The sequence below is a fragment of the Polynucleobacter sp. HIN8 genome (assembly GCF_030297615.1).
Taxonomy (GTDB): Bacteria; Pseudomonadota; Gammaproteobacteria; order Burkholderiales; family Burkholderiaceae; genus Polynucleobacter.
On sequence record NZ_AP028139.1, the window covers coordinates 105198 to 129844 of the forward strand.

The 24647-nt window shown below is 45.0% G+C and carries 25 protein-coding genes and 1 tRNA gene; 10 read left to right on the forward strand and 16 right to left on the reverse strand.

Annotated features, from left to right (window positions below):
- A complete protein-coding gene (locus QUE65_RS00615; protein ID WP_286281170.1) occupies window positions 1-819 on the forward strand; it encodes a hypothetical protein in 819 nt (272 codons plus the stop codon).
- Here QUE65_RS00615 and QUE65_RS00620 read toward each other — a convergent pair.
- Together QUE65_RS00620 and mscL are read right to left on the reverse strand one after the other, a co-directional pair.
- Entirely contained in the window at window positions 812-2983 is a 2172-nt protein-coding gene (locus QUE65_RS00620; protein ID WP_286281172.1) for a tetratricopeptide repeat protein, read from the reverse strand. The genes QUE65_RS00615 and QUE65_RS00620 overlap by 8 nt on opposite strands.
- Window positions 2984-2985: 2 nt before the next feature.
- Complete coding sequence (mscL, locus tag QUE65_RS00625) at window positions 2986-3405, reverse strand: large conductance mechanosensitive channel protein MscL (protein WP_286282360.1); 420 nt, start codon at window positions 3403-3405, stop codon at window positions 2986-2988.
- Window positions 3406-3559: 154 nt separating this feature from the next.
- Here mscL and petA point away from each other — a divergent pair, with 154 nt between their 5' ends.
- From petA to QUE65_RS00655, 6 genes are all read left to right on the forward strand, one after another.
- Entirely contained in the window at window positions 3560-4162 is a 603-nt protein-coding gene (gene petA, locus QUE65_RS00630; RefSeq protein WP_286281174.1) for a ubiquinol-cytochrome c reductase iron-sulfur subunit, read from the forward strand.
- 42 nt (window positions 4163-4204) lie between these two features.
- Window positions 4205-5605, forward strand: coding sequence for a cytochrome b (locus tag QUE65_RS00635; RefSeq protein ID WP_286281176.1), 1401 nt, complete (start codon window positions 4205-4207; stop codon window positions 5603-5605).
- A gap of 100 nt (window positions 5606-5705) precedes the next feature.
- Window positions 5706-6413 carry a cytochrome c1 gene (locus QUE65_RS00640; RefSeq protein WP_286282362.1) on the forward strand — a complete coding sequence of 236 codons (708 nt, stop codon included), beginning with the start codon at window positions 5706-5708 and terminating at the stop codon, window positions 6411-6413.
- A gap of 48 nt (window positions 6414-6461) precedes the next feature.
- The gene (locus QUE65_RS00645; protein WP_286281178.1) at window positions 6462-7073 is read left to right on the forward strand and encodes a glutathione S-transferase N-terminal domain-containing protein; all 612 of its coding nucleotides are present in this window, start codon (window positions 6462-6464) and stop codon (window positions 7071-7073) included.
- Between the two features lie 35 nt (window positions 7074-7108).
- A complete protein-coding gene (locus tag QUE65_RS00650; RefSeq protein WP_286281180.1) occupies window positions 7109-7516 on the forward strand; it encodes a ClpXP protease specificity-enhancing factor in 408 nt (135 codons plus the stop codon).
- 27 nt (window positions 7517-7543) lie between these two features.
- Window positions 7544-7619, forward strand: a tRNA-Thr gene (locus QUE65_RS00655).
- A 20-nt stretch (window positions 7620-7639) separates the two neighbouring features.
- On the opposite strand, the gene QUE65_RS00660 is transcribed toward QUE65_RS00655, so the two are convergent.
- Complete coding sequence (locus QUE65_RS00660; RefSeq protein WP_286281182.1) at window positions 7640-8956, reverse strand: MFS transporter; 1317 nt, start codon at window positions 8954-8956, stop codon at window positions 7640-7642.
- A gap of 160 nt (window positions 8957-9116) precedes the next feature.
- Here QUE65_RS00660 and QUE65_RS00665 point away from each other — a divergent pair, with 160 nt between their 5' ends.
- Complete coding sequence (locus QUE65_RS00665) at window positions 9117-9698, forward strand: phasin family protein (RefSeq protein ID WP_286281184.1); 582 nt, start codon at window positions 9117-9119, stop codon at window positions 9696-9698.
- A 50-nt stretch (window positions 9699-9748) separates the two neighbouring features.
- Here QUE65_RS00665 and QUE65_RS00670 read toward each other — a convergent pair whose 3' ends face one another.
- From QUE65_RS00670 to hemA, 5 genes are all read right to left on the reverse strand, one after another.
- A complete protein-coding gene (locus QUE65_RS00670; RefSeq protein ID WP_286281186.1) occupies window positions 9749-11017 on the reverse strand; it encodes a DNA recombination protein RmuC in 1269 nt (422 codons plus the stop codon).
- A 59-nt stretch (window positions 11018-11076) separates the two neighbouring features.
- Window positions 11077-11388 (reverse strand): Grx4 family monothiol glutaredoxin, encoded by a 312-nt coding sequence (grxD, locus tag QUE65_RS00675; RefSeq protein ID WP_286226871.1) that lies wholly within the window; start codon window positions 11386-11388, stop codon window positions 11077-11079.
- 62 nt (window positions 11389-11450) lie between these two features.
- Window positions 11451-12341, reverse strand: a complete 891-nt coding sequence (gene prmC / locus QUE65_RS00680; RefSeq protein WP_286281187.1) for a peptide chain release factor N(5)-glutamine methyltransferase — start codon at window positions 12339-12341, stop codon at window positions 11451-11453.
- 8 nt (window positions 12342-12349) lie between these two features.
- Window positions 12350-13429, reverse strand: coding sequence for a peptide chain release factor 1 (prfA, locus tag QUE65_RS00685; protein ID WP_286281189.1), 1080 nt, complete (start codon window positions 13427-13429; stop codon window positions 12350-12352).
- Window positions 13430-14761: a glutamyl-tRNA reductase gene (gene hemA, locus QUE65_RS00690; protein ID WP_286281191.1), complete on the reverse strand. Its 1332-nt coding sequence runs from the start codon at window positions 14759-14761 to the stop codon at window positions 13430-13432. It abuts the gene before it with no gap.
- A 43-nt stretch (window positions 14762-14804) separates the two neighbouring features.
- Between hemA and QUE65_RS00695 the strand changes: the two genes are divergently transcribed.
- Window positions 14805-15086, forward strand: coding sequence for a hypothetical protein (locus QUE65_RS00695; RefSeq protein ID WP_286281193.1), 282 nt, complete (start codon window positions 14805-14807; stop codon window positions 15084-15086).
- Here QUE65_RS00695 and QUE65_RS00700 read toward each other — a convergent pair.
- The 4 genes from QUE65_RS00700 to QUE65_RS00715 are packed head-to-tail and all read right to left on the reverse strand — an operon-like array spanning window position 15069 to window position 19608.
- Window positions 15069-15824 (reverse strand): uracil-DNA glycosylase, encoded by a 756-nt coding sequence (locus QUE65_RS00700; protein WP_286281194.1) that lies wholly within the window; start codon window positions 15822-15824, stop codon window positions 15069-15071. The two genes, QUE65_RS00695 and QUE65_RS00700, sit on opposite strands and share 18 nt — an antisense overlap.
- 15 nt (window positions 15825-15839) lie before the next feature.
- Entirely contained in the window at window positions 15840-17651 is a 1812-nt protein-coding gene (locus QUE65_RS00705; protein WP_286281195.1) for a M61 family metallopeptidase, read from the reverse strand.
- 3 nt (window positions 17652-17654) lie between these two features.
- Window positions 17655-18371 carry a DsbC family protein gene (locus tag QUE65_RS00710; protein ID WP_286281197.1) on the reverse strand — a complete coding sequence of 239 codons (717 nt, stop codon included), beginning with the start codon at window positions 18369-18371 and terminating at the stop codon, window positions 17655-17657.
- Window positions 18364-19608, reverse strand: a complete 1245-nt coding sequence (locus tag QUE65_RS00715; RefSeq protein WP_286281199.1) for an FAD-dependent monooxygenase — start codon at window positions 19606-19608, stop codon at window positions 18364-18366. Before QUE65_RS00715 ends, QUE65_RS00710 begins: the two co-directional genes overlap by 8 nt.
- Before the next feature lie 40 nt (window positions 19609-19648).
- On the opposite strand from QUE65_RS00715, the gene ychF reads away from it, so the two are divergent.
- Window positions 19649-20743, forward strand: a complete 1095-nt coding sequence (ychF, locus tag QUE65_RS00720; protein ID WP_286281200.1) for a redox-regulated ATPase YchF — start codon at window positions 19649-19651, stop codon at window positions 20741-20743.
- A 1-nt stretch (window position 20744) separates the two neighbouring features.
- Here the strand turns inward: ychF and trpC are convergent, their stop codons facing one another.
- From trpC to trpE, 4 genes are read right to left on the reverse strand one after another with little or no spacing between them, the layout of a single operon-like run.
- A complete protein-coding gene (gene trpC, locus QUE65_RS00725) occupies window positions 20745-21548 on the reverse strand; it encodes an indole-3-glycerol phosphate synthase TrpC (protein ID WP_286281202.1) in 804 nt (267 codons plus the stop codon).
- Window positions 21545-22576 carry an anthranilate phosphoribosyltransferase gene (trpD, locus tag QUE65_RS00730; protein ID WP_286281203.1) on the reverse strand — a complete coding sequence of 344 codons (1032 nt, stop codon included), beginning with the start codon at window positions 22574-22576 and terminating at the stop codon, window positions 21545-21547. Before trpD ends, trpC begins: the two co-directional genes overlap by 4 nt.
- A 3-nt stretch (window positions 22577-22579) precedes the next feature.
- The gene (locus QUE65_RS00735) at window positions 22580-23146 is read right to left on the reverse strand and encodes an anthranilate synthase component II (protein ID WP_286281204.1); all 567 of its coding nucleotides are present in this window, start codon (window positions 23144-23146) and stop codon (window positions 22580-22582) included.
- A 2-nt stretch (window positions 23147-23148) separates the two neighbouring features.
- Complete coding sequence (gene trpE / locus QUE65_RS00740; RefSeq protein WP_286282364.1) at window positions 23149-24642, reverse strand: anthranilate synthase component I; 1494 nt, start codon at window positions 24640-24642, stop codon at window positions 23149-23151.
- Between the last annotated feature and the right edge of the window lie 5 nt (window positions 24643-24647).

Here is a 24647-nt window from a genome sequence, read left to right on the forward strand (position 1 = left end):
ATGAATAAAATACAGATATATCAAATATATTATGATGACCTGTCAAGAAATCAGGTGGAAAAAGAATTTATAGGATTAGATAATACCAGCAATCAGAGATCGGACTGGTACGAATTCTGGCCAATATTAAACTTTCTCAGGAAAAATAAAATAGAGAATGACATATGGTATGGCTTTCTCTCACCAAAGTTTAGAGTAAAAACTGGCGTCAGTGCAAAGTTATTAACAAATATAATTAAGGACCATGGTAATAGGGCCGATGTAATAATAATTTCACCAGGATGGGATCAATTAGCATACTTTAAAAATACCTTTGAACAAGCGGAGTATTGGCACCCAGGTATTGAAGAGCTAACAAGTGTATTTTTAGAGAAAGTAAAACTAAATATAAATTTAAAAGAATTCATAACAGATTCATCCAATTCAGGGTTTTCAAACTATATAATTGCTAAAGGAAAATATTGGCAAAATTGGTTAAATTTATCCGAACACTTTTTTTATATTGCAGAAAATAATGAACAATTTAAAATAATTACAACATATGGGTCGGAAAATGAACTTGTACCAATGAAAACATTTATTCAAGAAAGGCTTAGCTCAATAATTTTAAATTTAGAAGAATACAAAATAATAACTTATGATCAAAGTACAAGCATGCCAATTTTTGAAAAAATGTTTGAAAATAACATTGAAACTAGAAAATTACTTATAACATGCGACTTAATGAAAAAATATTATCGAATGAGCAATGATAATAAATATCTAGACATGTATTGGGAGGTGAGAAGTAAAATAAAATTAAAGAAATTAACTAATTAAATAAAGAATTATTTAGATCGTTAAATAAATTGCTATAAATTTCTTTATATATACACTCGAGATTATTAGCGTAAAGCTCTGTGTTAAATAATGGGTAATTATTAATATTTAACCTTAGTTTATTTTTGATCTCAACTAATGCAGAGCGATCATTGTATAATTTAATCGCAAGATTCTCGTAATCAACGAGTGAACAGGTTATTAAACAATCTAGTCCTGTAGCCTTTAACAAACTAGAGGCAACTCTGCTCTGAAAAGACTTTCCTTGAAGAGTAATTAATGGTAACCCAGCCCATAAAGCATCGCTAGCAGTAGTATGAGCATTGTAGGGAAATGTATCTAGAAAGACATCAGCAAGAGAGTGTCTATTTAAATGTAGGTCAAGCGGTAGAGGATCAGAAAAAAATAATCGTCTTGAATCTAATCCGAGAGAAGACGCATATTTTTTTAGATTAACTTCGCTAAGTTGATTGTCTCTCAAAAGCCACAATATGCTGTCATTTGTTTGTACTAAGATTTTAGCCCAACTAGTAAATATTTCAGATGTAATTTTATTGCAGTTGTTAAAACAACAATAAATAAATTTATTCTCTGGTAAATTAAAGTCATTCCGTGTGTAATTTTTTTTGGATATATTTTTTTTTCGGTCATTGGGTTGATAAGAATTTGGTAGAAAAATAATCTTTTCTGTATAAAATTTTTTATCTTTGTCTGAAATTAGATAATTATCAGCAATAATGTAATCATAATTTTTTGAGCCTAAGGTGCCGGGATATCCTAAGTAGTTGATATGTACAGGCGCAATTCTTCTGGAAAATATAGAAGGCCTTGAATTTTGTGTATAACCTTTAAGATCAATAGCAATATCAATATTTAATTCATCGGTGATATTATAAATTTCATTATCAGATAAATTTGTAATATCAATAAACCTTGCAAATGCTTTTAATAACCTTAATTGCATTTCATCATGCGTAATTGGACCAAAGGAAAAAGCAATAACTTCAAATTTAGACTTATCATGTAATTCAATTAGCTCCGAAATTAAGTAACTTGTAGCATGATTATGAAAATCAGATGAAAAATATGCAATTTTTATTTTTTTATTTAATGTAATATTTTTTTTATACGTGGAGATTCTCTTATCAGAAATATCTCTAGAATATATATGTGAAGCTAATTTATGAATTTTCGGACAATCTAATAGTAACAACAAACTAAATGGCATTATTGTTTTTTCTCTCGCTTTGATTTTTTTAATGATATTGTTCAAATCAGATGAAAAATTTTGCCAATCACATATTTGCATTTTTGTATGAAGTAAAATACCATCTATCCAATTAAGATTTGGATTTAATTCTTTTGCTGTTTTATAGTTAAATATTGCCCGTTGATAATCTTTTAATTCATGATAAATATTTCCAAGATTAAGCCATGCCTCGGCATAATCCGGCTTAAGGTAAATACATTTCTTGAAATAATTAATAGCTTGTTCAAAATCTTTCAAATCAAAATAAATATTTCCTAGGCTTAGGCAAGCCTCCGTATAGTTTTCATTAATAACTAGCGCATTCTTAAAAGAGTCAAGTGCGGCTACTAATTTTCTGTTTTTGTATAGTGCAAGTCCTTTATTGTAGTAAGCCTCTTGGTATCTATGATTTAATTTGATCGCAATATCATAGCTTTTGATTGCATTTTGAAATTGGTTTATATTGTTTAGGGCAACTCCATTATTCAGCCAAGCCTCAGAAAAATTTGAAATTAACTGTTTATGTTGCTGAAATAATTCAGTTGATAGTTTAAATTCTTTTAATTCATTTAAAGTGGCTAATTTATTAATTAGAGAGGCAGGTTCATAGGGTTTAATTCTTAATGCTTCATTAAAAAATTTAAGAGCATCTTTGTGATTGCTTTTTATAGCATGAATTAATCCAATATTGTAAGGTATCTTGTCATCATCTCTAAAATGATCATTTAATTTTTTAAATATTAATAGTGCAATATCAAACTTTTCTTCTTTTGCTAAGCGTATTCCAATATCAATAAATTTATCTTTGCAATTAATATTTGCGGTAATGATAGTATTGATTAAAAAATTAAGCTCTTCTAGTTTATTTTGATCAATTAGTTGATTTATTTTTAATAAATTGTCAGAAAAAGCCATTTTTATTTTGTTTTAAGGAGATCTCTAATTTCCCTAAGCAGGGTAATGTTTTCTGGGGTCTGGGCTACTAGCGCTACATCTTCATTCCTAATTCTGTTGATAATCTTAATCATCTGAAATATAACAAATGCAAGCAGCATGAAATTGATTGATATTGTCAGGAAATTACCATAGGCAAAAATGGGAATCCCTGCCTTTTTGAGGGCATCAAAAGTTCTTGGGAGGTTCTCAGGTACAGTACCAAGCACAATAAAGAGGTTGGTAAAGTCGATTCTGCCCCCCAGAAGGGTGGAAATTAGGGGCATCACAATGTCATTGACTAAGGAATCAACGATTTTCCCAAAGGCCCCCCCAATGATGACGCCGACTGCTAGGTCAATTACATTGCCTCGGACTGCAAAAGCTTTAAATTCTTTCATCATTTTGGTTGCCACGGTCTTCTCCTGGTATTTCCGTAGGTTAAGTCATTTTTAGCCGAAATTAAGCGGGTATTTGGCTTTTTACCTTAAAATAAAGGGTTATTGCAATTCACCCTTTAGAACCCTTATTTGACATAGGCACAAGGATAGATCGTACATGAGTGATACCCCAAAAATGGATAAAGACCGCCGGACTTGGCTAATAGCAACTTCCGCTGTAGGTGGTTGCGGTGCTGCAGCAGTTGCCTACCCATTTCTAGACAGTTTTCAACCCTCAGAACGCGCTAAAGCCGCTGGAGCCCCGGTTGAGGTTGATATCTCTGGAATGAAGCCCGATGAAATTCGTACGGTTGAGTGGCGCGGCAAGCCAGTTTGGATTTTGCGTCGTACCCCAGAGCAAGTGGCTCAACTGCCCAAATTAGATGGTGAGCTGGCTGACCCCAAATCCTTGAGAGATCCTGCTGCTTTGACACCTCCGTATGCCCGTAATGATCACCGCTCGATCAAACCTGAGTATTTGGTGGCCGTTGGTATTTGTTCGCATTTGGGTTGCTCACCAACAGCAAAATTACAATCAGGTCCTCAACCATCGTTGCCCAATGATTGGCCAGGTGGTTTTTTATGTCCCTGCCATGGCTCTACCTTTGATTTAGCTGGCCGTGTGTATAAGAATAAACCAGCTCCAGATAACTTAGAAGTACCACCTCATATGTATTTAAGTGATACCAAGATTTTGATCGGTGAGGATAAAAAGTCGTAATTTGTTTATTCAATTATTAGTTATTGATTTAGGAAACTGACCATGGCATTCCAAGAAATTAAAGTCCCTGATAACGCCACTGTTGCCCAAAAAGGCCTGGCGTGGGTGGATTCACGCTTTCCATTGAGTAAGCTCTTCAAAGAGCATATGAGTGAGTACTATGCTCCCAAGAACTTTAACTTCTGGTATTTCTTTGGCTCTTTAGCCATTGTGGTGTTGGTGATCCAAATCGTGACCGGTATTTTCCTTGTCATGAACTACAAACCGGATGCCATGAAAGCATTTGACTCGGTGGAGTACATCATGCGTGAAGTGCCTTGGGGCTGGCTGATCCGATATATGCACTCCACTGGAGCTTCGATGTTCTTTGTGGTGGTCTATTTGCACATGTTCCGCGGCTTGATTTATGGTTCCTATCAAAAACCACGTGAGCTCATTTGGATCTTTGGCTGCACGATTTTCTTACTACTCATGGCCGAAGCTTTCCTGGGATATCTCTTACCCTGGGGCCAAATGTCCTACTGGGGCGCTCAGGTGATTATTAATCTCTTTGCTGCCATTCCTTTAATTGGTCCAGACTTAGCTTTGTGGCTCCGCGGTGATTATGTGGTGGGCGATGCAACTTTGAATCGCTTTTTCTCCTTGCACGTCATTGCCTTGCCATTGGTCTTAGTTGGTTTAGTCGCCGCCCATATCATTGCTTTGCATGAAGTGGGCTCCAATAATCCAGATGGCATTGATATTAAAAACAACTTAGATGCCTCTGGTAAGCCAGTTGATGGTATTCCATTTCATCCTTACTACTCCGTGCATGACATCATGGGTCTGGGTGTGTTCCTCATGATCTTCGCCGCAATTGTGTTCTTTGCGCCTGAGATGGGCGGCTACTTCTTAGAAGCGAATAACTTTATCCCAGCAGACCCTCTACAAACGCCATCGCATATTGCCCCGGTGTGGTACTTCACACCGTTCTATTCGATGCTGCGTGCGACGACCACTCCGTTCCTAATTCCGTTATGGATTTTGTGTGCGGTGATTTTGGGAATGGTCATCAAGACCAATAAAGACATTCGAGTTAAAGCGGTGTGCGCTGGTATTTTGGCAGCCCTTGCTGTTGGTTTTTATGTGTTCGATGCCAAGTTTTGGGGCGTGGTCATTATGGGCGGCACAGTAGTAATTCTGTTCTTCCTGCCTTGGCTCGATAAATCCCCGGTGCGCTCGATCCGGTATCGCCCTGACTTTCATAAATATATTTACGGCATTTTCATTGTTAGTTTTGTGATCTTGGGTTATCTCGGCATTAAGCCACCTTCACCACTCTTCGAGAAGATCTCGCAGATTTGCACGATTTACTACCTGGCATTCTTCTTTGCCATGCCCTGGTGGAGCAAGATGGGTACCTTTAAGCCTGTACCCGATCGCGTGACCTTTGAGGCGCACTAATCCATAAGAACAATAGAAGATATTAGGAATCCAGATGAACCATTCTCTTTATATGATCGGTGCACTTAAGAAGTTCGTTGTTGTGGGCTTAGGTAGTTTTATGATGAACGTCGCATTTGCTGCAGGAGGTGATTTTCCCCTCGATAGTGCACCCAATCGTGTTAACAACAATGCTTCCTTACAAAATGGCGCTAAGATTTTTGTTAATTATTGCTTAGGTTGCCACTCCGCAGTGAACTTGCGTTACAACCGTCTGCGCGATATTGGCTTGAGTGATCAACAGATTAAAGATAACCTGATTTTGGGCGATCAAAAAGTCGGCGATCTGATGACGATTGCCATGTCGTCTAAAGATGCGAAGGCGTGGTTTGGTAAAGTTCCTCCTGATTTATCGGTGGAAGCACGTGCCCGAGGTACTGATTGGCTGTACACCTACTTCCGTACTTACTACAAAGACGAAGAGAGCCCAACTGGGTGGAATAACCTTGTCTACCCCAATGTCGGTATGCCCCATGTGCTGTGGGAGCTCCAAGGCGAGCGTATTGCTAAGTTTGAGGATTTAAAAGATCCCAAAAATCCTGGCAAGACAACTAAAGTCTTCAAAGGGTTTGAGCAAACCACGCCAGGATTAATGAAGCCCCAAGAATATGATGATAATATTGCGGACCTCGTTTCATTTATGTCTTGGATGGCTGAGCCTACTCAGTTACAACGTAAGCGAATTGGTGTCGTTGTCCTTCTGTTCCTCGCAATCTTCACCTTGATTGCTTGGCGCCTGAATAAGGCATATTGGAAAGACATTCGCTAAGCGATAGCTTGGCGTATTTTGATTATTTGATTTGAAGGATATTTGCTTATGATGGTGTTGTACTCGGGTACTAATTGCCCATTCTCACAACGCTGCCGCCTGGTTCTCTTTGAGAAGGGCATGGACTTTGAGATTCGTGATGTCGATCTCTTTAATAAACCTGAAGATATTTCGGTCATGAATCCTTACGGTCAAGTTCCGATTTTGGTAGAACGTGATCTGATTCTCTATGAGTCCAACATCATTAATGAGTACATTGATGAGCGTTTTCCTCATCCCCAGTTAATGCCGCCCGATCCTGTGGCTCGCGCTCGTGCTCGTTTATTTCTCTTTAACTTTGAGAAAGAACTCTTTGTGCATGTGAGTGCGCTTGAGAACGAAAAGGGTAAAAGTGCGGAGAAACTCCATGAGAAAGCTCGTATTGCTATTCGAGATCGCTTGACTCAATTGGCTCCTGTCTTTGTTAAGAACAAGTATATGTTGGGTGATGAGTTTTCAATGTTGGATGTGGCAATTGCTCCTCTGTTATGGCGCTTAGATCACTATGGCATTGATCTTTCTAGAAACGCTGCCCCACTCCTAAAATATGCTGAACGTATCTTCAGTCGTCCTGCTTATATTGAGGCCCTGACCCCTTCTGAAAAGGTCATGCGCCGTTAATCGAGGCATCTGTGTCGCTAGCTTAAAATAGAGTTATGGCTAGCGAAACCCCAAGTACCAAACCGTATCTAATCCGTGCACTACACCAGTGGTGTACGGATTTTGGTTTTACGCCGTTCTTGGCCGTTTTTGTTGATGAACGGGTTGAAGTACCCATGGAGTTTGTAAAAAACAACGAGATTGTTCTCAACATTTCTTCAGAAGCTTGCCATCAATTACATATTGAGAACGATTGGATCAGTTTTCAGGCAAGGTTTGGTGGTGTGCCAAAGAAGGTATTAGTTCCGGTTACGCATGTATTAGCAATCTATGCCCGAGAGAATGGCCAAGGCATGTCATTCCCATTTGATCCGGAAAACAAAGGCCCTGTAGATAAGGGGCTTGGCAACCAAGAGGCCACCAAGACCAAGAGCGAACGCCCAGCTTTGAAGATTGTGAAGTAAGTTAAAATCCAGTTTTAGAAGGTTTATGCCCCATTAGCTCATCTGGTAGAGCAACTGATTTGTAATCAGTAGGTGGTCTGTTCGAGTCGGACATGGGGCACCAATCATTTTGCTGCCCCTTCTTCATTGATTAAGATCCACTCTCCTTGTCTCTGGCAGATACAGTATTGCCAAAGTCGCCGCAATTGCTAGGAAAAGAGTTGGATACCAAAGCCCCGCAAGCTGACTCGCAAACTCTTTATTGAGCCAGGTCACAATTAGCGGTAGTAGTCCTCCAATCCAACCAGCCGCTAGGTTGTGTGGCAAAGTTGCTGCACTATTACGTGTTCTAGCTGGAAATAGCTCCGCCAGGAGGGCTGTTTGAGGCCCGATGACCAATGCAAGTGGTATTGCAAGTGCAACTAGAGTTGTACTCATCAGAAAATAATCAGGTGCACTTTGCATCGACAATGTTTGTAGTAACTGATAGGCAGGCTGAATTAAGATTGTTCCGAGCAATAGACCGCTAATCACGACTGGACGACGGCCAATTCTGTCTGAGAGTGCTCCCGAAATGATGACCATCGGAAAAAGAACAAGCGTTGCGGAAATCGTGAGGGTATCCACAATTTGCGTACTCATTTGCAAGGCGGATTTCATGAAGATGCCGGTGTAAACCTGAACGCAGAAAAAGAGTACTGATCCGCCCGCTGAGATACAGAAAAACAATAAGAACATTTGTTTGCGGGTTTCTTTATCTTTGAAGTTATCGCGCAAAGGTGATTTGGCCAGCTCACCTTTAGCAAGCATCGCATTAAAGATCGGTGTTTCTTCAAGGATCATCCGAACCTTTAGGGCAACTAGCAGAAGAACAATCGAGAACCAAAAGGGCACGCGCCAGCCCCATTCTTTAAAACTCTCTGGATCTAAATAGTGATTGAGTAGCACCAATTGCAGGATCGAGACCAGCATGCCAAGTGGCCCCATGAGTTGTAAGACACTTGTTTTAAGGCCCCGGTTGCTACTGCCTGCATGCTCAGTTAAGTAGACCGCACTCCCGCCAATTTCTCCACCTGCAGATAGGCCCTGAAGAAGTCGCAGAGTTACTAGGCAGATGGGTGCCCAAATCCCAATTTGCTCATAGGTGGGTAAAAATCCCACAGCAAAGGTGGCGCTACCCATTAATGTGATCGTGATCAAAAAGACTGGCCGACGCCCAATGCGATCACCGAGAGAGCCAAAGAATGCTGCTCCTAGGGGTCTAACTACCATCCCCGCCCCAAAGGTTGCAAGACTGGCCAGGAGACCCGTCATGGGGTCGGAGCTTGGAAAAAAGAGTGGGGCAAAGGCCACCGCAAGGGTAGCAAAGGTTAGGAAGTCGTACCACTCTAGAAAGGTGCCAAAACAGGCAGCGGTGGCGATTTTGGGATAAGAATGGTTGGTTTGTGGGGGATTTGGCACAGGAGATTTATTATAAATAATTGATTTAATTGACTATTTTATTCAATACCCGAGTATTTTGTTGCATTGCACACATATTTATTGCATAGCAGCAAATAATTAGGTATAGTTTCATGGTGCAGTGCAATATTAAACAAGTTAACTAATTGGAGAGTACACCATGAATCAAGATCAAGTCGCAGCAAAATTGTCGCAAATCCAGAGCAAGAACCTCGAGACCGTATTTTCATTGAGCGAAGCTGCTCTTGAGAATGCTCAGAAACTCGTTGAACTGAACTACGACGCTTCTAAAGCGGCGTTATTAAATGCTCAAGAGAACATTCAGCAAGTATTGAGTGCAAAAGATCCCAAACAAGTAACCGAACTTTTGCAAGCCGAAACTTTGCAAGACGCTGGAAATCAAGCCATTGCTCATCAGCGTAAGGTAACCAAAGTATTGCGTGAGAGCGGCAAAGAGTTTGCGGATGTCGTAGAAGCTAGCATTGAGCAAGCGCAAGCTGGTATGCAAGACTGGGTAAACACCTTGGCTGCAAATGCACCTGCTGGTTCTGATGTGTTTGTATCTGCATTCAAAACTTCGATGAACTCGGTCATGCAAGGTATTGAGCAGTTCCGTGAAGCTAGCAAAGATGCATTGGCTACCGTTGAGAAATCAGCCGACCAAGTATTTGAAGCATTCCAAGGTCAATTGGCTCAAGTAAAAAAAGCCGCTGCTCCTGCAAAGGCTCGTAAAGCTGCTTAATTCGTAATTCGTTGTTGATGAAGACCCGCTCCGAGTGAGCGGGTTTTTATTTATGCAGACTCATCATCTTGCGTGAGTAGATTGCTCGCAATCATTTTGTTAGGCTTCACTCCCAATTCTTTGACCTTCTCAGCAGCTTTAATCAAATTGCCTTTACCCGTTTTGAGTTTATTAAAAGCATCGTGATAACTCGATTGCGCTTGGTCTAGGCGCTTACCAATTTGTTCAAGGTCTTCCACAAAGCCTACAAACTTGTCATAAAGGTTGGCACACTGACGGGCAATTTCCATGGCATTTTTGTTCTGTTGATCCTGCCGCCACAAGTGGGCGACAGTTCGCAAAGTGGCCATGAGGGTGCTGGGGCAAACCAAGACAATGTTTTTGCTAAGCGCCTCTTGATAAAGATTGGGGGCGGACTTGAGGGCACTTAAGAAGGCGGGTTCTATAGGAATAAACATCAATACAAAATCTACACTGGCGATATCCGCAATCCCGGCATAGTTCTTACAAGATAGACCTTGAATATGTTGGCGAATCGATTGAATATGAGCGAGCAGTTCTTTATTAGCCTCATCCTTACTGACTGCCTCAGTATGTCTGGCATAGGCCGTAATCGATACCTTGCTATCGATTACGAGGTGACGACCTTCGGGCAACTTAATAATCACATCAGGCTGTAAGCGACTACCATCCTCATGCGTATGGCTATCTTGAACCAGGTACTCTTCGCCTTTACGTAAGCCCGAGGACTCCAGGATGGATTCCAGAACCAGTTCTCCCCAGTTCCCTTGGATCTTAGAGTCGCCCTTTAGTGCATTGGTAAGTGATCGTGCTTCATCCGACATCTTGAGGTTGAGATTGGCTAGACGCTCAATCTCATGCTTGAGAGCAAAGCGTTCTCTAGATTCTTTTTCGTAAGAGTTGCTCACTTGTTCCTTGAACTCGGTGAGCTTGGTTTGTAGGGGCTTTAGCAAAATATCGAGCTGCTGGGCGTTTTGCTCCGTGAACTTCTTAGTTTTATCTTCCAAAATCTCATTGGCGAGATTCTTAAACTGATTGGTGAGCGCCTCCTTGGCCTCGTTTAATGAATCAATCCGATGTTGAACTTGCTTACGCTCTGAATCCAACTCAGCCTCTAGACGAATGGCGCGCTGGAGGGCTTGATCACGCTCCACCCGAATATGCTCTAACTGGGTGGTTAGCTCAGCAATGGCACCTTGCTGTTGATTCTGATTGGATCGAAGAATGGCAACATAAATTCCTAGCCCAATGGCGATGCCAAGGGCAATAATAGTAATTAGGGAATGAGGATCAAGCATAGGCTTAGTCTACTGCGGACCAAGCCCACCGAGTGAGCTTTTGAGGAGTGGGCTTGCGATCAAAGACCGAGGAGTTTTTTGAGTTCGCCGCTTTGGTACATTTCGGTCATGATGTCTGAACCACCAATGAACTCGCCATTCACATAGAGCTGAGGGATAGTGGGCCAGTTTGCATACTCTTTAATGCCCTGACGAATGGCTTCATCATCAAAGACATTGACCGTATGCAAGGTCTCTAGACCACAGGCACGTAAGATATTCACGGCATTACCTGAGAAGCCGCATTGTGGGAACTGTGCGGTACCCTTCATAAATAGAACCACAGGATGGCTGGTCACAATTTCTTTAATTTTGGTTTGGGTATCACTCATGGTGATGAAATCCTTTCATAAACGAACTGGGTTTTACTGATTTTTAGCTATTTTATGACCTATTAAAAAGTAGGGTCTTCTTTTCTGGCCTGTGTGACTCGTAAATGCCCCGCTAGATCAGTAATGGCGCCAATATCATGAAAGCCATGGTTTTCTAGGAGTACTGATATCTCAGCCGCCTGATCATAGCCATGCTCTACGGCTATGAGGCCACCGGGCTTTAAGTAATGATGGGCGTGATTCACAATCTCCCGAATACACGACAGGCCATCACCATCATCGGTAAGCGCTGCTTTGGGCTCAAAGCGTAGATCGCCCTCGTGTAAATGAGGGTCGTCCTTTTGAATATAGGGAGGGTTACTGACAATTACATCAAATGTGGTTTGGTATCGATTGGGTATTGCGTCATACCAATTGCTTGGCAAAAACTCGACCAAATGGTTAAGCCCCAGGGCTTTGGCGTTTTCGCGCGCAAGTTCAATCGCATCACTCGCTTGATCAACCCCTAGAATGCTTAGATTGATCGGCACTTTACTGATGGAGCATTCGTGGGCAATCGCTAGAGCAATCGCTCCAGAGCCTGTCCCCAAATCCAGAATCTGAATGGTTTGATTGGGGTAGTTCGCATGAATACGCTTCATTTCTTCCAGAGCAAGATCCACCAGGAGCTCGGTCTCTGGACGGGGGATTAACACGGCCTCATTGACCTTGAGATCGATCCCATGAAAACCTTTCATTCCTGTGAGGTAAGCCACAGGCACCCCAGATACGCGCTGGGCTTCTAGGGATTGCCAGGCGATGAGAAGTTCGTTGGGGAGGGGCTCTTGATCCTTAGAAATGAGAGCCGACCGTGGCCAACCTAGATGTCTGTCAAGCAAATGCGTTAACAGCGCCTTGGCATCGGTTTTATTGAGTTTTGTGTTCTCGAGGAGAGCGGCAATCGTGTTGGCCATAATGCGGATTACGCATCGCCCATAGCGGCTAACAGTTCAGCTTGATGTTCGGCTGCCAGAGCATTTAATAGATCGCCAATATCACCATCCATCATGGCATCAATTTTGTAGAGGGTGAGATTAATGCGGTGATCGGTAATTCGACCTTGGGGGAAGTTGTAGGTACGAATCCGGTCACTGCGATCGCCGCTACCCACTAAGGATTTGCGGGTTTGTGCTTGTTCTTGCTGCTGCGCATGCCGTTGGGCATCCATGATGCGTGAGACCAAGACCTTCATCGCTTGATCTTTATTGCGATGTTGGCTGCGATCGTCTTGGCACTCCACCACAATTCCGGTGGGAAGGTGAGTGATCCGCACTGCGGAGTCTGTTTTATTAATGTGTTGACCGCCGGCACCCGATGCTCGAAAGGTGTCGATGCGGATCTCTGCTGGATTAATTTTGACACTCTCAATCTCATCCACTTCGGGCATCACCGCAACCGTACAAGCCGATGTATGTATCCGTCCCTGAGTCTCAGTTTGCGGGACGCGCTGTACCCGATGGCCTCCGGACTCAAACTTCATCTTGGCATAGACATCATTGCCGGCTAAGCGCACGATCACCTCTTTATAGCCCCCAAGATCGGACTCGGCTTGACTGACTATCTCGGTTTTCCAGCCCTGACGCTCAGCAAAGCGGGAATACATTCGCAGTAGATCGGCTGCAAATAAGGCACTTTCGTCACCGCCAGTGCCCGCTCGGATTTCTAAGAAAATATTGCGCCCATCGTCTTCATCCTTGGGCAGCAAAAGCGTTTGCAGGCTTTTCTCAAGCTCTGCCATACGTGCTTGCGCATCTTTTTCTTCTTCGTCGGCAAAATCCTTCATTTCAGGGTCAAGGCGCATTTCGCTCGCAGCCTTTGCATCCGCTTCTGCTTTTTTGTAAAGCCCAAACTGCTCCACCACCGTTGAAATATCCGCATGCTCGCGCGTGAGTTTGCGATAGACATCCATATCCTTCGCGGAGTCTTCTTGCATCAAAATGGTATTGAGTTCAGCCAAACGGGCATCCAGATGCTCCAGCTTGGCACGCATGCTGGATTTCATCTAATGGCTATCGGAAGAATTATTTTTATCGTTTGAGTGGGTAGTGAATAACTTGGGTAGTAATTTCAGTAAAGCATCGCGCTCAGAACCACTAGCGTGTTGTAGGGCGTGTAAGGAGCCATGTAAGAACTTGTTGGTGAGGCCCTGGGCCATCGCATTGAGAACCTCTTGCGGATCATCGCCACGAACTAAGCGTCTGAGTGCGCGCTCTAGTTCAATTTGACGCAGGCGATCGCCTTGCTGTTGAATATCCTGGATTAAAGGTACGGCATTGCGGCCTTGCAACCAATGCATGAAATTACTCACACGCTCTTCAATAATGATCTCGGCTTGGCTAACTGCAGCTTGCCGCAGATTGGCGCCAGCTTGGGCCATAGTGCCTAGATCATCCACCGTGTAAAGATACACATCATTTAATCGGGCAATCTCGGGCTCAAAGTCCCGCGGCACTGCTAGATCAATCATGACCATGGGTTTACGACGCCTGAGCTTTAGGGCACTTTCCACCATCCCCAAGCCAATGATGGGTAGCGGGCTAGCGGTAGAAGAGACAATGATGTCAAACTCATGTAGGCGTGTTGGCAGGTCATTGAGACGAAAGGACTCCGCTTCGATATTTTGGGCTGAGATCGAGTCAGCTAGCTCTTGACCACGCTCCACGGTACGATTTGCAATTGCTGCACCACGGGGTTTGCGAGCGACGAAGTGGGTGGCGCATAAGGTAATCATTTCACCGGCGCCGATAAACAAAATTTTCTGTTCGCCAATCGATGCAAAGATGCGCTCGGCTAAGCGAACCGATGCGGCAGCCATCGAAATGGAATGGGCACCGATTTCAGTGGAGCCACGAACCTCTTTGGCAACCGAGAAGGTTTTCTGAAAAAGTTGATTGAGATAGGTTCCTAGTGCGCCAGCCTCATTAGCGGTGCGAACCGCATCTTTCATTTGGCCTAAGATTTGGGTCTCGCCAATGACCATCGAATCTAAGCCACAAGCAACCCGAAATGCATGACGAACTGCATCGGATTGCGGTAGGGTATAGATATGGGGTTGTAAAACGCTGGGTGCTAAATTTTGGCTTTTGGCTAGCCAATCAAACGTTGCCTCATGAAACTCACCCTCCGAGGCAGGATCATTAGCGGCACAGTAGAGTTCGGTGCGATTGCAGGTCGAAAGAATGGTTGCCTCAGGCATGCCGCCACGATTAACGCCATCCAAATGGGAGCGTAGGTCGGATAATGCGTCAAGCAGACCCTCGGGATCAAAAGCAACTTTTTCCCGAACGGCAACTGGCGCTGTGTGATGGTTAATGCCCAAAGTCAACAGCTTCATATTGATAATTATAGGTTTCTTGGGGCTAATAGGGGTGTTTTGAATGGGGTTTTTGGCTTATTTACTACTTGGAAGCCTGATGGGCTGGGCTACTGCCCATTATTTTCCTGGGTTTTCCCCTAGAAATAAGGGCACAAAGCGAGGCAAACGAACCAAGGCCACTTACCTCTGGAGTATGTTCTTCGGGATTCTTGGAACTGCTTTTGCAGGTTACGGTGGCCAAGCTGCGGGACTGTTTACTGCTGGGCAAATGCTCGAGTGGGGTAGTGCCATTGTGGGGGGATTTTTATTGCCCCAAGTCTATCTTTTATCCATTCGGGCTTAATCTAAATTCTTGTTTACTGGATCCAGTCCAAGCAATTGGGCTTTTCTGATGTGTTGTTAAATACGTATTTGCCTTCGTAAAGTGCCCACAACTTTTCTGATCACCTGGATAGATAAAGGGTTGTTTTGTTTTATAGACTCCAAGGCCTGAGGGGTGCGAGGATTTTAGGATGAGGTGTTGGTTAGGATTATGAATATATTCCTCCATGGATTGCGCATGACCACCCCAAAGCATCCAAACGAGATTGGGTTGTTGTGAGAGTTTTTGAATGATCTCAATCACGAGAGATTTCCATCCCAATTGCGCATGCGAGTTTGCCTCACCTAGTCGCACTGAGAGGGCAGTGTTTAATAACAACACCCCTTGCTTAGCCCAGTGGCTTAAATCGCCACTCTTGAGGAATCCCAATCCTTCAAGAGCTAATGCTTTATTGATATTGCGTAGTGAGCTTGGAAATTGTTTGGACTGCAGTGGAATATCTTTGGGGACTGAGAATGCTAAGCCTTGCGCCAATCCCGGTGAGTGATAGGGATCTTGTCCCAAAATGACAACCTTTACTTGATTGACTGGTGTGAGATGCATGGCATTGAAGATACGCTCTAGATCCGGTCGAATCGCATCACGGTGTTGTTGGTATTCGATAGTAAATTTTTTAGATAGGGAGCGCCAATCGTTTGATTGCAGATAGTCATTTAATAGCAACTGCCAATCATCAGGGATGAACCGCTTGAGATCCATGCTGATAGGGAAAGACTACTTATTAGGTTGCTTCAGCTCATATTGAGCTGGACAGTCGAGCTTTAAGACAACGCTTGCTTGATGCTCTTTATCTTGTCGGAAGTAATTGAAGGCGATTTTCTTACTATGCACAAGACTTCCAAGCACTTGATCCATTCTCGTGGTGGTGATGCGTTGCTGATTGATGCTGCCAATCAGATCGTTTGGGGCTAGCCCTGCTTGTTGGGCCATGCCACCATCAAGCACATGCGTTACCTTAACCCAGCCGTTGCTATCGGTATAACGCATTCCAAGGGCTAGTTTGATGGATTCAGTAAAGTTCGCTTGTTTTTGAGCGACTTCGATATTGGCAATCTGAGGTAACCAAATCTGCAAGGGTAGGTCCTGTGTGCCATCAATATAGTCGCGCTTAAAGCGTTGCCAAGTTTTATTAAAGCCAATCCCAATGGTTGAGTTGATAGCCAGATCCAGTGCGTATTGATTAATCCCAATTCCAGTTTTGCCATGTTCTTTCCATAAAAAGCGCATGACATCATCCAGCGATTGCTGATTGCTTGAGTACTGCCGAATTAAAAGATCCAGACCAAGGGCAATCAGTGATCCTTTGGCGTAGTAACTCACCACCGCATTGGGGGTGTTCTCATCCATCTGGTAATACTTGGTCCAAGCATCAAAGGAGCTATCCGCTACGCTTTGTTTGGTTCTGCCAGGATTGCGCAATACCCCATTCCAATTGTTGGCCACTAACTCCAAGTAGCGCTCCATGGTGATGCACCCACTGCGTACCAGTTGGAGATCGTCATAGTAACTGGTAAATCCTTCGAAGAGCCACAACAGTCGGGTGTGATTACGTTCATTGAGACGGTATGGCTGAAAAGCCTTCGCCTGAATACGTTTGACGAGCCAGGCATGGAAATACTCATGACTACAGAGTCCCAAAAACTCTTCATACGATTTTTTAGGTCTTTGAGCGCTATGATCACCGTAAGGTAATTGATCACGTTTACACAAGAGAGCGGTGCTGTCGCAATGCTCAAGTCCACCATAGCCATCGAGAGCCGTATTGACGATGAATAAGTATTGTTTGAAGGGGGCCTTGAGTTTGCGTGGCTCAAATAAGCGAATCGTGGCATCACAGATTTGTTGGAGATCAAGAGCGAGCTGTTTTCTATCAAGCAGTTGCGATTGCTCACTCGTTAGCCCTTGAATGACCATGCGGTGAGAGGTACCAAAAGATTGCCACTCAATCGTCTCAAATTGTCCGAGTGCGACTGGATGATCAATCAGATCTGCATAGTCTTTGGCCATATAAAAGCCAAAACCGCTCGCATCCGTTTTGACCTGGCGCAACGTGGTTTGCACTTGCCAGTGCTTGTTCGTCTGATCGTGTGGCGGGGCAATAGCCAGTGAACAGGGCAAATGGGCCTGACCCTCAACAGCGAGACATAGACTAGTGGGGTTAAAGAAACCTCGTTCTTGATCGAGATAAGCCGTGCGTACCGATTGATCAAAAGCATATACCGTGGTGACGATCTCGCAAGCCCCGGTTCCCTTGGGAATACGCCAGCGATCATTATCGAGACGCTCCAAGGCAATCTTTTTCTTTGCTTCCGCCTGGTTTTTGGGGAGAGTAAACGCGGTGATGGACTCAATATGCTTACTAAAGTCTCGAATCAAGTAGCTCCCCGGAATCCATGCGGGCATATGCACAACTTGCCCCTGAGGCTCTGGGCGATGAATGGTGAGTGAGACCGTAAAGCGATGACCATGAAGGTCATCAGGCCAAACCATGTACTGAATTGCTGGTGTGGAATCTAAAGCCATCATCAATTACTTCAAAGAGGCGAGTTTTTTCTCGATATCAGAGAGTTGGACAGCGCCTGGGAAACGACTACCGTCGGTGAAGAAAATAGTTGGGGTGCCATTAATTGCATAGGTTTTTGCAATGGCCATATTCTTATCAATTGGATTTGCGCAATCTGATTTGCCACTTGGCGTGATGTTACCTAGCATCCAATCGTTCCATACTTTTTGTGGATCGGAAGCGCACCAAATTTGTTTAGATTTCAGTGCTGAGTCGGCCGATAAAATCGGAATAAGATAATTGTAAATAGTGACGTTATCGAGCTGTTGCAGGGTTTTTTCTAAACGCTTGCAATAACCACAATTGGGATCAGAGAACACAGCAATTTGACGACTCCCATTGCCCCGCACAATTTTAATGGCATTGGCTTGGGGAAGCTCAGACCATTTGATGCGATTGATATCCTCTTGACGTTTAGCAGTCAAATTCGTCCCCGTAGCGAGCTCAATCATCTCGCCTTGGATTAAATATTTAGCCTTACTATCGGTGTAAAAAATTTCATTATTGACTTGCACTTCAAATAATCCTGGGATTGCCGATGGCGTGACATTACGGACATTGGCCGAAGTACCTAAGCGCTTTTGCAATTCAGCACGAATTTGTTTCTCTGACGTGGCATCGGCTGAACCAAAAAAACTGAGTAAGACGATCGCAAGTCCAAATTGGTAAATGAATTTACCCATGCAGTTGTTCTCCTAGTGCGCGCTCAATCAGCTGGCGCTTGATGATGTGACTTCGATTAACCATTCCTAAGCCCCAGTTGCGTAATCCCTTTTCAATCGGACTTTGTGCTGCAAACAGTTTCTTTAAGCGATCGGTTAGCCATAAAAGCGACGAGGTGTCGCCTTCACGCTCGCGCTCATAGCGACGCAGAAGAATGCGATCATCCACTTCCCGATACGACTCTTTGTCCTTCATAATGTGAAGTAGGCTTACCACATCCCGTAAGCCCAGATTAAGTCCTTGACCAGCCAATGGGTGCATCACGTGCGCAGAATCACCAACCAAGATTAATTTAGGATCGTAATCTGGACCAATCAGGCGATGCGCCTTGATGTGTCGCAGAGGAAAGCTTGCTGGTGCGGATTGCAGTCGCAGCTCACCGAGTTGATCATGAACTTCTACTGCGAATTGGTTTGACCATGCCTGGCTATCCAGTTGTAGTAAATGTTTGGCATGCTCGTTTTGTGTTGACCACACCATTGAAACCTGTTGCTGAGGTAATGGCAGCATGGCTAAGATGTCGCCGCTGGGCAAGAACCATTGGTAGGCGGTCTCACGATGGGCAATTGCGCAGGTAAAGTTAGCAACTACTGCATGTTGTTCATAAGAATGTTGAGCGATTTCAATTCCAACCGACCGACGTAGAGGGGAGTTCGCACCATCGGCTGCAATCACCAGTTTGGCTTGAATAGTTTGACCATTGCTCAATGAAAGCGTTGGTGATGTATTAGGCTCAAACCGAACCTCGTCAACACTGGCCTCGATACTTTGCAGGTTCTTATTAAAACGAATCGCTTGGGTCAGCGTGGCCTCAATCAAATCAGATTCGGCAATCCAGGCGAGTTCCGGTCGACCGGCTTCAAAGGCTGAGAAATGCAGTTGATCATGCTGTTGCCCACGATCGCCGTAGATTCGCATATCGCGCACTGGTTGAATACGAGTATGGTCAAGTCCATCCCAAATGTTTAGTTCCGATAAAAGATGTTTGGTGCTCGGTGAGAGTGCATAGATTCGTTGCCCAAAGGAAGGCACAAGAGTGATCGTCTGAAGTAAATCAGGTGCAATTTGAATCACTGAGTAGCCCAGTTGCGCCATGGCAAGTGCACTTGCCTTACCCACAATGCCGCCTCCAACGACTGCGAAGTCGAATTGGGTATTGGCGTGCTGGGCAGAATTAGCGGTACTTTGGGAACGCATACCAAGATGATAGCGAATCAACCGCATTTACAATGGGAGGATGTCACTCAAATGCGGAATCGTTGGCTTACCGAATGTAGGCAAATCCACCCTGTTTAATGCCCTCACCAAGGCTGGTATTGCAGCCGAAAATTATCCGTTTTGCACCATTGAGCCCAATGTGGGCATGGTCGAGGTCCCGGATCCCCGTTTAGCTGCTTTAGCGCAGATTGTGAGTCCTGAGCGGGTTGTGCCCGCCACGGTTGAGTTTGTCGATATTGCTGGATTGGTGGCCGGTGCTTCCAAAGGGGAGGGACTGGGTAATCAATTTTTGGCCAATATTCGGGAGACCGATGCGATTACTCACGTCGTGCGTTGCTTTGAAGATGCCAATGTGGTTCATGTTAGCGGCAAGGTAGACCCGATTGCAGACATTGGGGTAATTGATACTGAATTAGCTCTAGCTGATTTGGGTACTGTTGAGAAAGCCCTGCAGCGTTACTCGAAGGCAGCTAAATCGGGTAACGATAAAGAGGCTGCAGCCTTGGTTGCGGTACTCACCAAGGTTCAAGCACAGTTAGATCAAGCTTTGCCAGTTCGAGCTATAAGCCTCAGCAAGGAAGAGTTGGCTCTTCTTAAGCCATTTTGCTTAATTACGGCAAAACCGGCGATGTATGTGGCAAACGTGAAAGAAGATGGGTTTGAGAACAACCCCCATCTTGAGGCGGTCAAGCAGCATGCAGCCAAAGAGAATGCCCCGGTCGTTGCGGTATGCGCAGCCATTGAAGCGGAGATTGCCGATTTAGAGGATGCCGATAAGGTCGAGTTCTTGGCTGATCTGGGGATGAGTGAGCCCGGACTTAATCGGGTGATCCGGGCGGGTTATAGCTTATTGGGTTTACAAACTTACTTCACTGCCGGTGTGAAAGAGGTGCGTGCTTGGACCATTCATATTGGCGACACGGCGCCACAGGCTGCAGGAGTAATTCATACGGATTTCGAGCGCGGCTTTATTCGAGCACAAACCATTGCTTACGATGATTACATTCAATACAAAGGTGAGCAGGGCGCGAAGGAAGCGGGCAAGATGCGTGCCGAAGGTAAGGAATACATCGTCAAGGATGGCGATGTCTTGAACTTCTTATTTAACGTCTAACTCAAGCAAATAATGCTGCGAGTGCCTTACCTGGGTGCTCAGAGCGCATAAAGGCTTCGCCAATTAAAAATGCGTTAACCCCAGCTTCTTGCATCTGCTTCACATCGTTGGCATTGAGAATCCCAGATTCCGTAATGACGAGTTTGTCTTTGGGAATGGCTGGCAGCAGATCGAGGGTGGTTTGTAAGCTCACCTCAAAGGTTTTGAGATTACGGTTATTAATACCCAGTAGAGGCGTTTGTAGTTCAAGGGCGGTTTCTAATTCGGCGCCATCATGAACTTCCACTAATACATCGAGTTGGTTCTCGATCGCACACGCTTCTAGTTCTTGCATTTGCGATAACTCAAGTGCCGCGACAATTAAAAGAATTGCATCAGCACCCATGGCGCGCGCTTCATAGACCTGATAAGGGTCAATGATGAAGTCCTTGCGAATCACTGGCAAGGAGCATGCAGCCCGGGCCTCTTTGAGATACTGGGGCGAGCCCATGAAGTAATCCCGATCGGTCAAAACCGATAAGCAGGTCGCGCTATGGGCGGCATAACTTTGGGCAATGTCATGAGGCACAAAGTGCTCACGCAGCACTCCTTTACTCGGACTTGCTTTTTTGATTTCAGCAATGATGCCGGGTTTGTGATTGCTGACAGAGCTTATCAGTGCTTGGGCAAAACCACGCACCTTCGTATTTGGATCAGAATTAGCTTGCAGAGCCTCTTTTAAGATTTCTCCGCTAGAGATCAAGCGTTGTGCAGCCATAATCTCATGCCGCTTCGTTTCCAGAATACGACTCAGAATATCGCTCATGAGGCGAGACTTTGTGTCAAGGCAACAAAAGCCTCGAGTTTCTGTTTGGCTTTACCCGAAGTTATTGTGCTGCTAGCCAGTTGCACGCCCTCTGCAATCGACTTGCAAACATTGGCAGCATAAAGCGTTGCACCGGCATTGAGGTACACAACATCGCGCGCTGGTCCCGATTGATTGTTCATGATGTTCAAAATGATGGCTTTGGATTCTTGCGCATCGGCGACCTTCAGATTTTCCATTGAAGCATTGGCGATTCCAAAATCACTCGGCTTAATTTCATATTGACTGATTTGCCCGTTGCGCAGTTCAGCGACCATGGTGGAACCCGAGAGTGTGATTTCATCTAAGCCATCGTTGCCATGGACCACTAAGGCATGCTCAGCCCCCATCAGCTGCAAGACTTTTGCTTGGGTAACCACTAGCTCCGGATGAAATACGCCCATCAGAATATTGGGTGCTTTAGCGGGGTTAGTGAGAGGCCCCAAAATATTAAAGATGGTACGCACCCCGAGGTCCTTGCGAACTGGGACTACGTTTTTCATGGCGGGGTGATGGTTGGGGGCAAACATAAAGCCAATGCCAAGTTGCTCAATGCATTGACTTACCGCAGCAGCACTCAGATTAAGTTTGACCCCGAGCGCTTCCAAAACATCGGCGCTGCCTGATTTACTACTAACACTGCGGTTGCCATGCTTCGCAATCTTGGCACCTGCTGCGGACGCAACAAACATCGATGCTGTTGAAATATTAAAGGTATGGGCGCCATCGCCACCGGTACCGACCACATCAACTAGATAGGTCTTTTCCTTGACATTCACTGCAGTAGCAAAGTCCCGCATCACGGTAGCCGCTGCAGCAATTTCTGTGGGCGTTTCTTTTTTACTACGAAGGGCGACCAAGAGAGCGGCGATCATCGGACTCGGCAGTTCACCACCCATGATGGCGCGCATGATCTGTACCATTTCTGCCTCGGGTAATTCTTTGCCGTCAATCAAGTGTTGTAGTGTTTGAGATGGGTTCATGACCATTTCTTACTTCATTGCTAGAAAGTTTTTTAGGAGGGCGTGACCGTGTTCCGAGAGAATTGACTCTGGGTGAAATTGAACACCCTCAACGCATAACTCCTGATGACGCACACCCATAATTTCGCCATCGGCAGTTTGCGCGGTGATGCTTAAGCAATTAGGTAGATTCTCACGATTAATGGCGAGCGAGTGGTAGCGTGTGACACGAAATGATTTCGGAAGATTTTGAAATACACCTTCATTCGTATGCGTGATTTCATCGGTTTTACCGTGCATCACCTTCTTTGCGCGGATGACCTCGCCTCCAAAGGCTTCGCCGATCGCTTGATGCCCAAGGCACACCCCCAGAATCGGAATCTTGCCCGCATAGGTCTTGATGGTGTCGACCGAGATCCCTGCTTCCTTTGGGCTGCATGGTCCTGGGGAAATACAAATCCGATCTGGATTGATTATGGCGATGTCGGCAACGCTGATTTCATCATTGCGCACGACTTTTACGTCTTCGCCAAGCTCGGCAAAGTATTGCACCAAGTTATAGGTAAAGGAGTCGTAGTTATCGATCATTAAGAGCATCGTTATGCTCCTTTTGGGGATTCGGTTAATTCAGCAGCTGCCAATACTGCTTTTGCCTTGGCCTCGGTCTCTTTCCATTCGGAGCTAGGATCCGAATCGGCCACAATACCTGCGCCCGCTTGAGAATGCAACATACCGTCCTTAATCACACCGGTACGGATCACAATCGCCACATCCATATCGCCAGAGAAGGAGAGATAACCCGCAGCGCCTCCATAGATGCCGCGTTTGGTAATTTCCATTTCATCAATAATTTCCATTGCCCGAATTTTGGGGGCACCCGATAAAGTTCCTGCAGGGAAGGTGGCGCGTAAGACATCCATATTGCTCATATTGTCCTTGAGTTCACCTTCGACCGAACTGACAATATGTTGCACATGGGAATACTTTTCAATCACCATCGAATCGGTAACCTTGACACTTCCGGTCTTAGCAATGCGTCCGACATCATTGCGGGCGAGGTCAATCAACATCACATGCTCAGCGATTTCTTTGGGATCCGCCAATAACTCTTTAGCGAGTTGTGCATCCTCTTCAGGGGTCGCACCGCGGCGACGAGTACCGGCTAAGGGCCGAATCGTGACCATCTTGCGCCCCTCACGTTTTTCTTGGCGTACCAAGATCTCGGGGGATGAGCCCACAATTTGCAAATCCCCAAAGTCATAAAAATACATATATGGGGAAGGGTTAAGTGAGCGCAACGCGCGGTAGAGTTGCAATGGCGGCTCAGTGAAGGTTCGGCTAATGCGCTGGCCAATCACAACCTGCATGCAATCACCCGCGAGGATATAGTCCTTGGTGCGACGCACTGCATCTTCAAAATCGCTCGCCTTGAATTTACGAATAGGTTCGGGGTGTGGCTTGGATGCTTGTTCCTCAGGCATCTGGATCGAGACTGTCAGTGTGGCTTGCAAGCTTTGTAGCCGTTTCATGCCACTCTCATAAGTGCTAGTGTTATTGGGATCCACATACACAATGAAATAGATCTTGCCGGCAACATTGTCAACAACCGCCAGTTCTTCGGTGAGCATCAGCTGAATATCAGGTACACCGATTTCATCGGGTAAAGAGTGAACAGCGAGGCGCTTTTCAATATAGCGAACCGTGTCATAGGTGAAGTAACCGGCCAATCCACCACAAAAACGCGGTAAGTTGGGTTGAGGAGCGACCTTAAAGCGTTTGATGTAAGTGTCAATAAAGTCAAGCGGATTATCGTGATTGCGCTCAATCACTGTACCGTCATGAACGATCTCATTAATGGGCTTGGTAGGCGTGCCAACGGTTCGCAAAATAGTGCGCGCTGGGAGACCAATGATCGAATAGCGTCCAAAGCGCTCACCACCATAAACGGACTCCAAAAGAAAGGTATTTTTCTGACCGGACTTCTGAGTTAACTTCAAGTACAGCGACAGGGGGGTCTCGAGATCGGCAAGTGATTCTGCAACCAGAGCTACTCGGTTGTATCCCTGCTTCGCGATTTCTTGTAACTCAGTCATGTTCA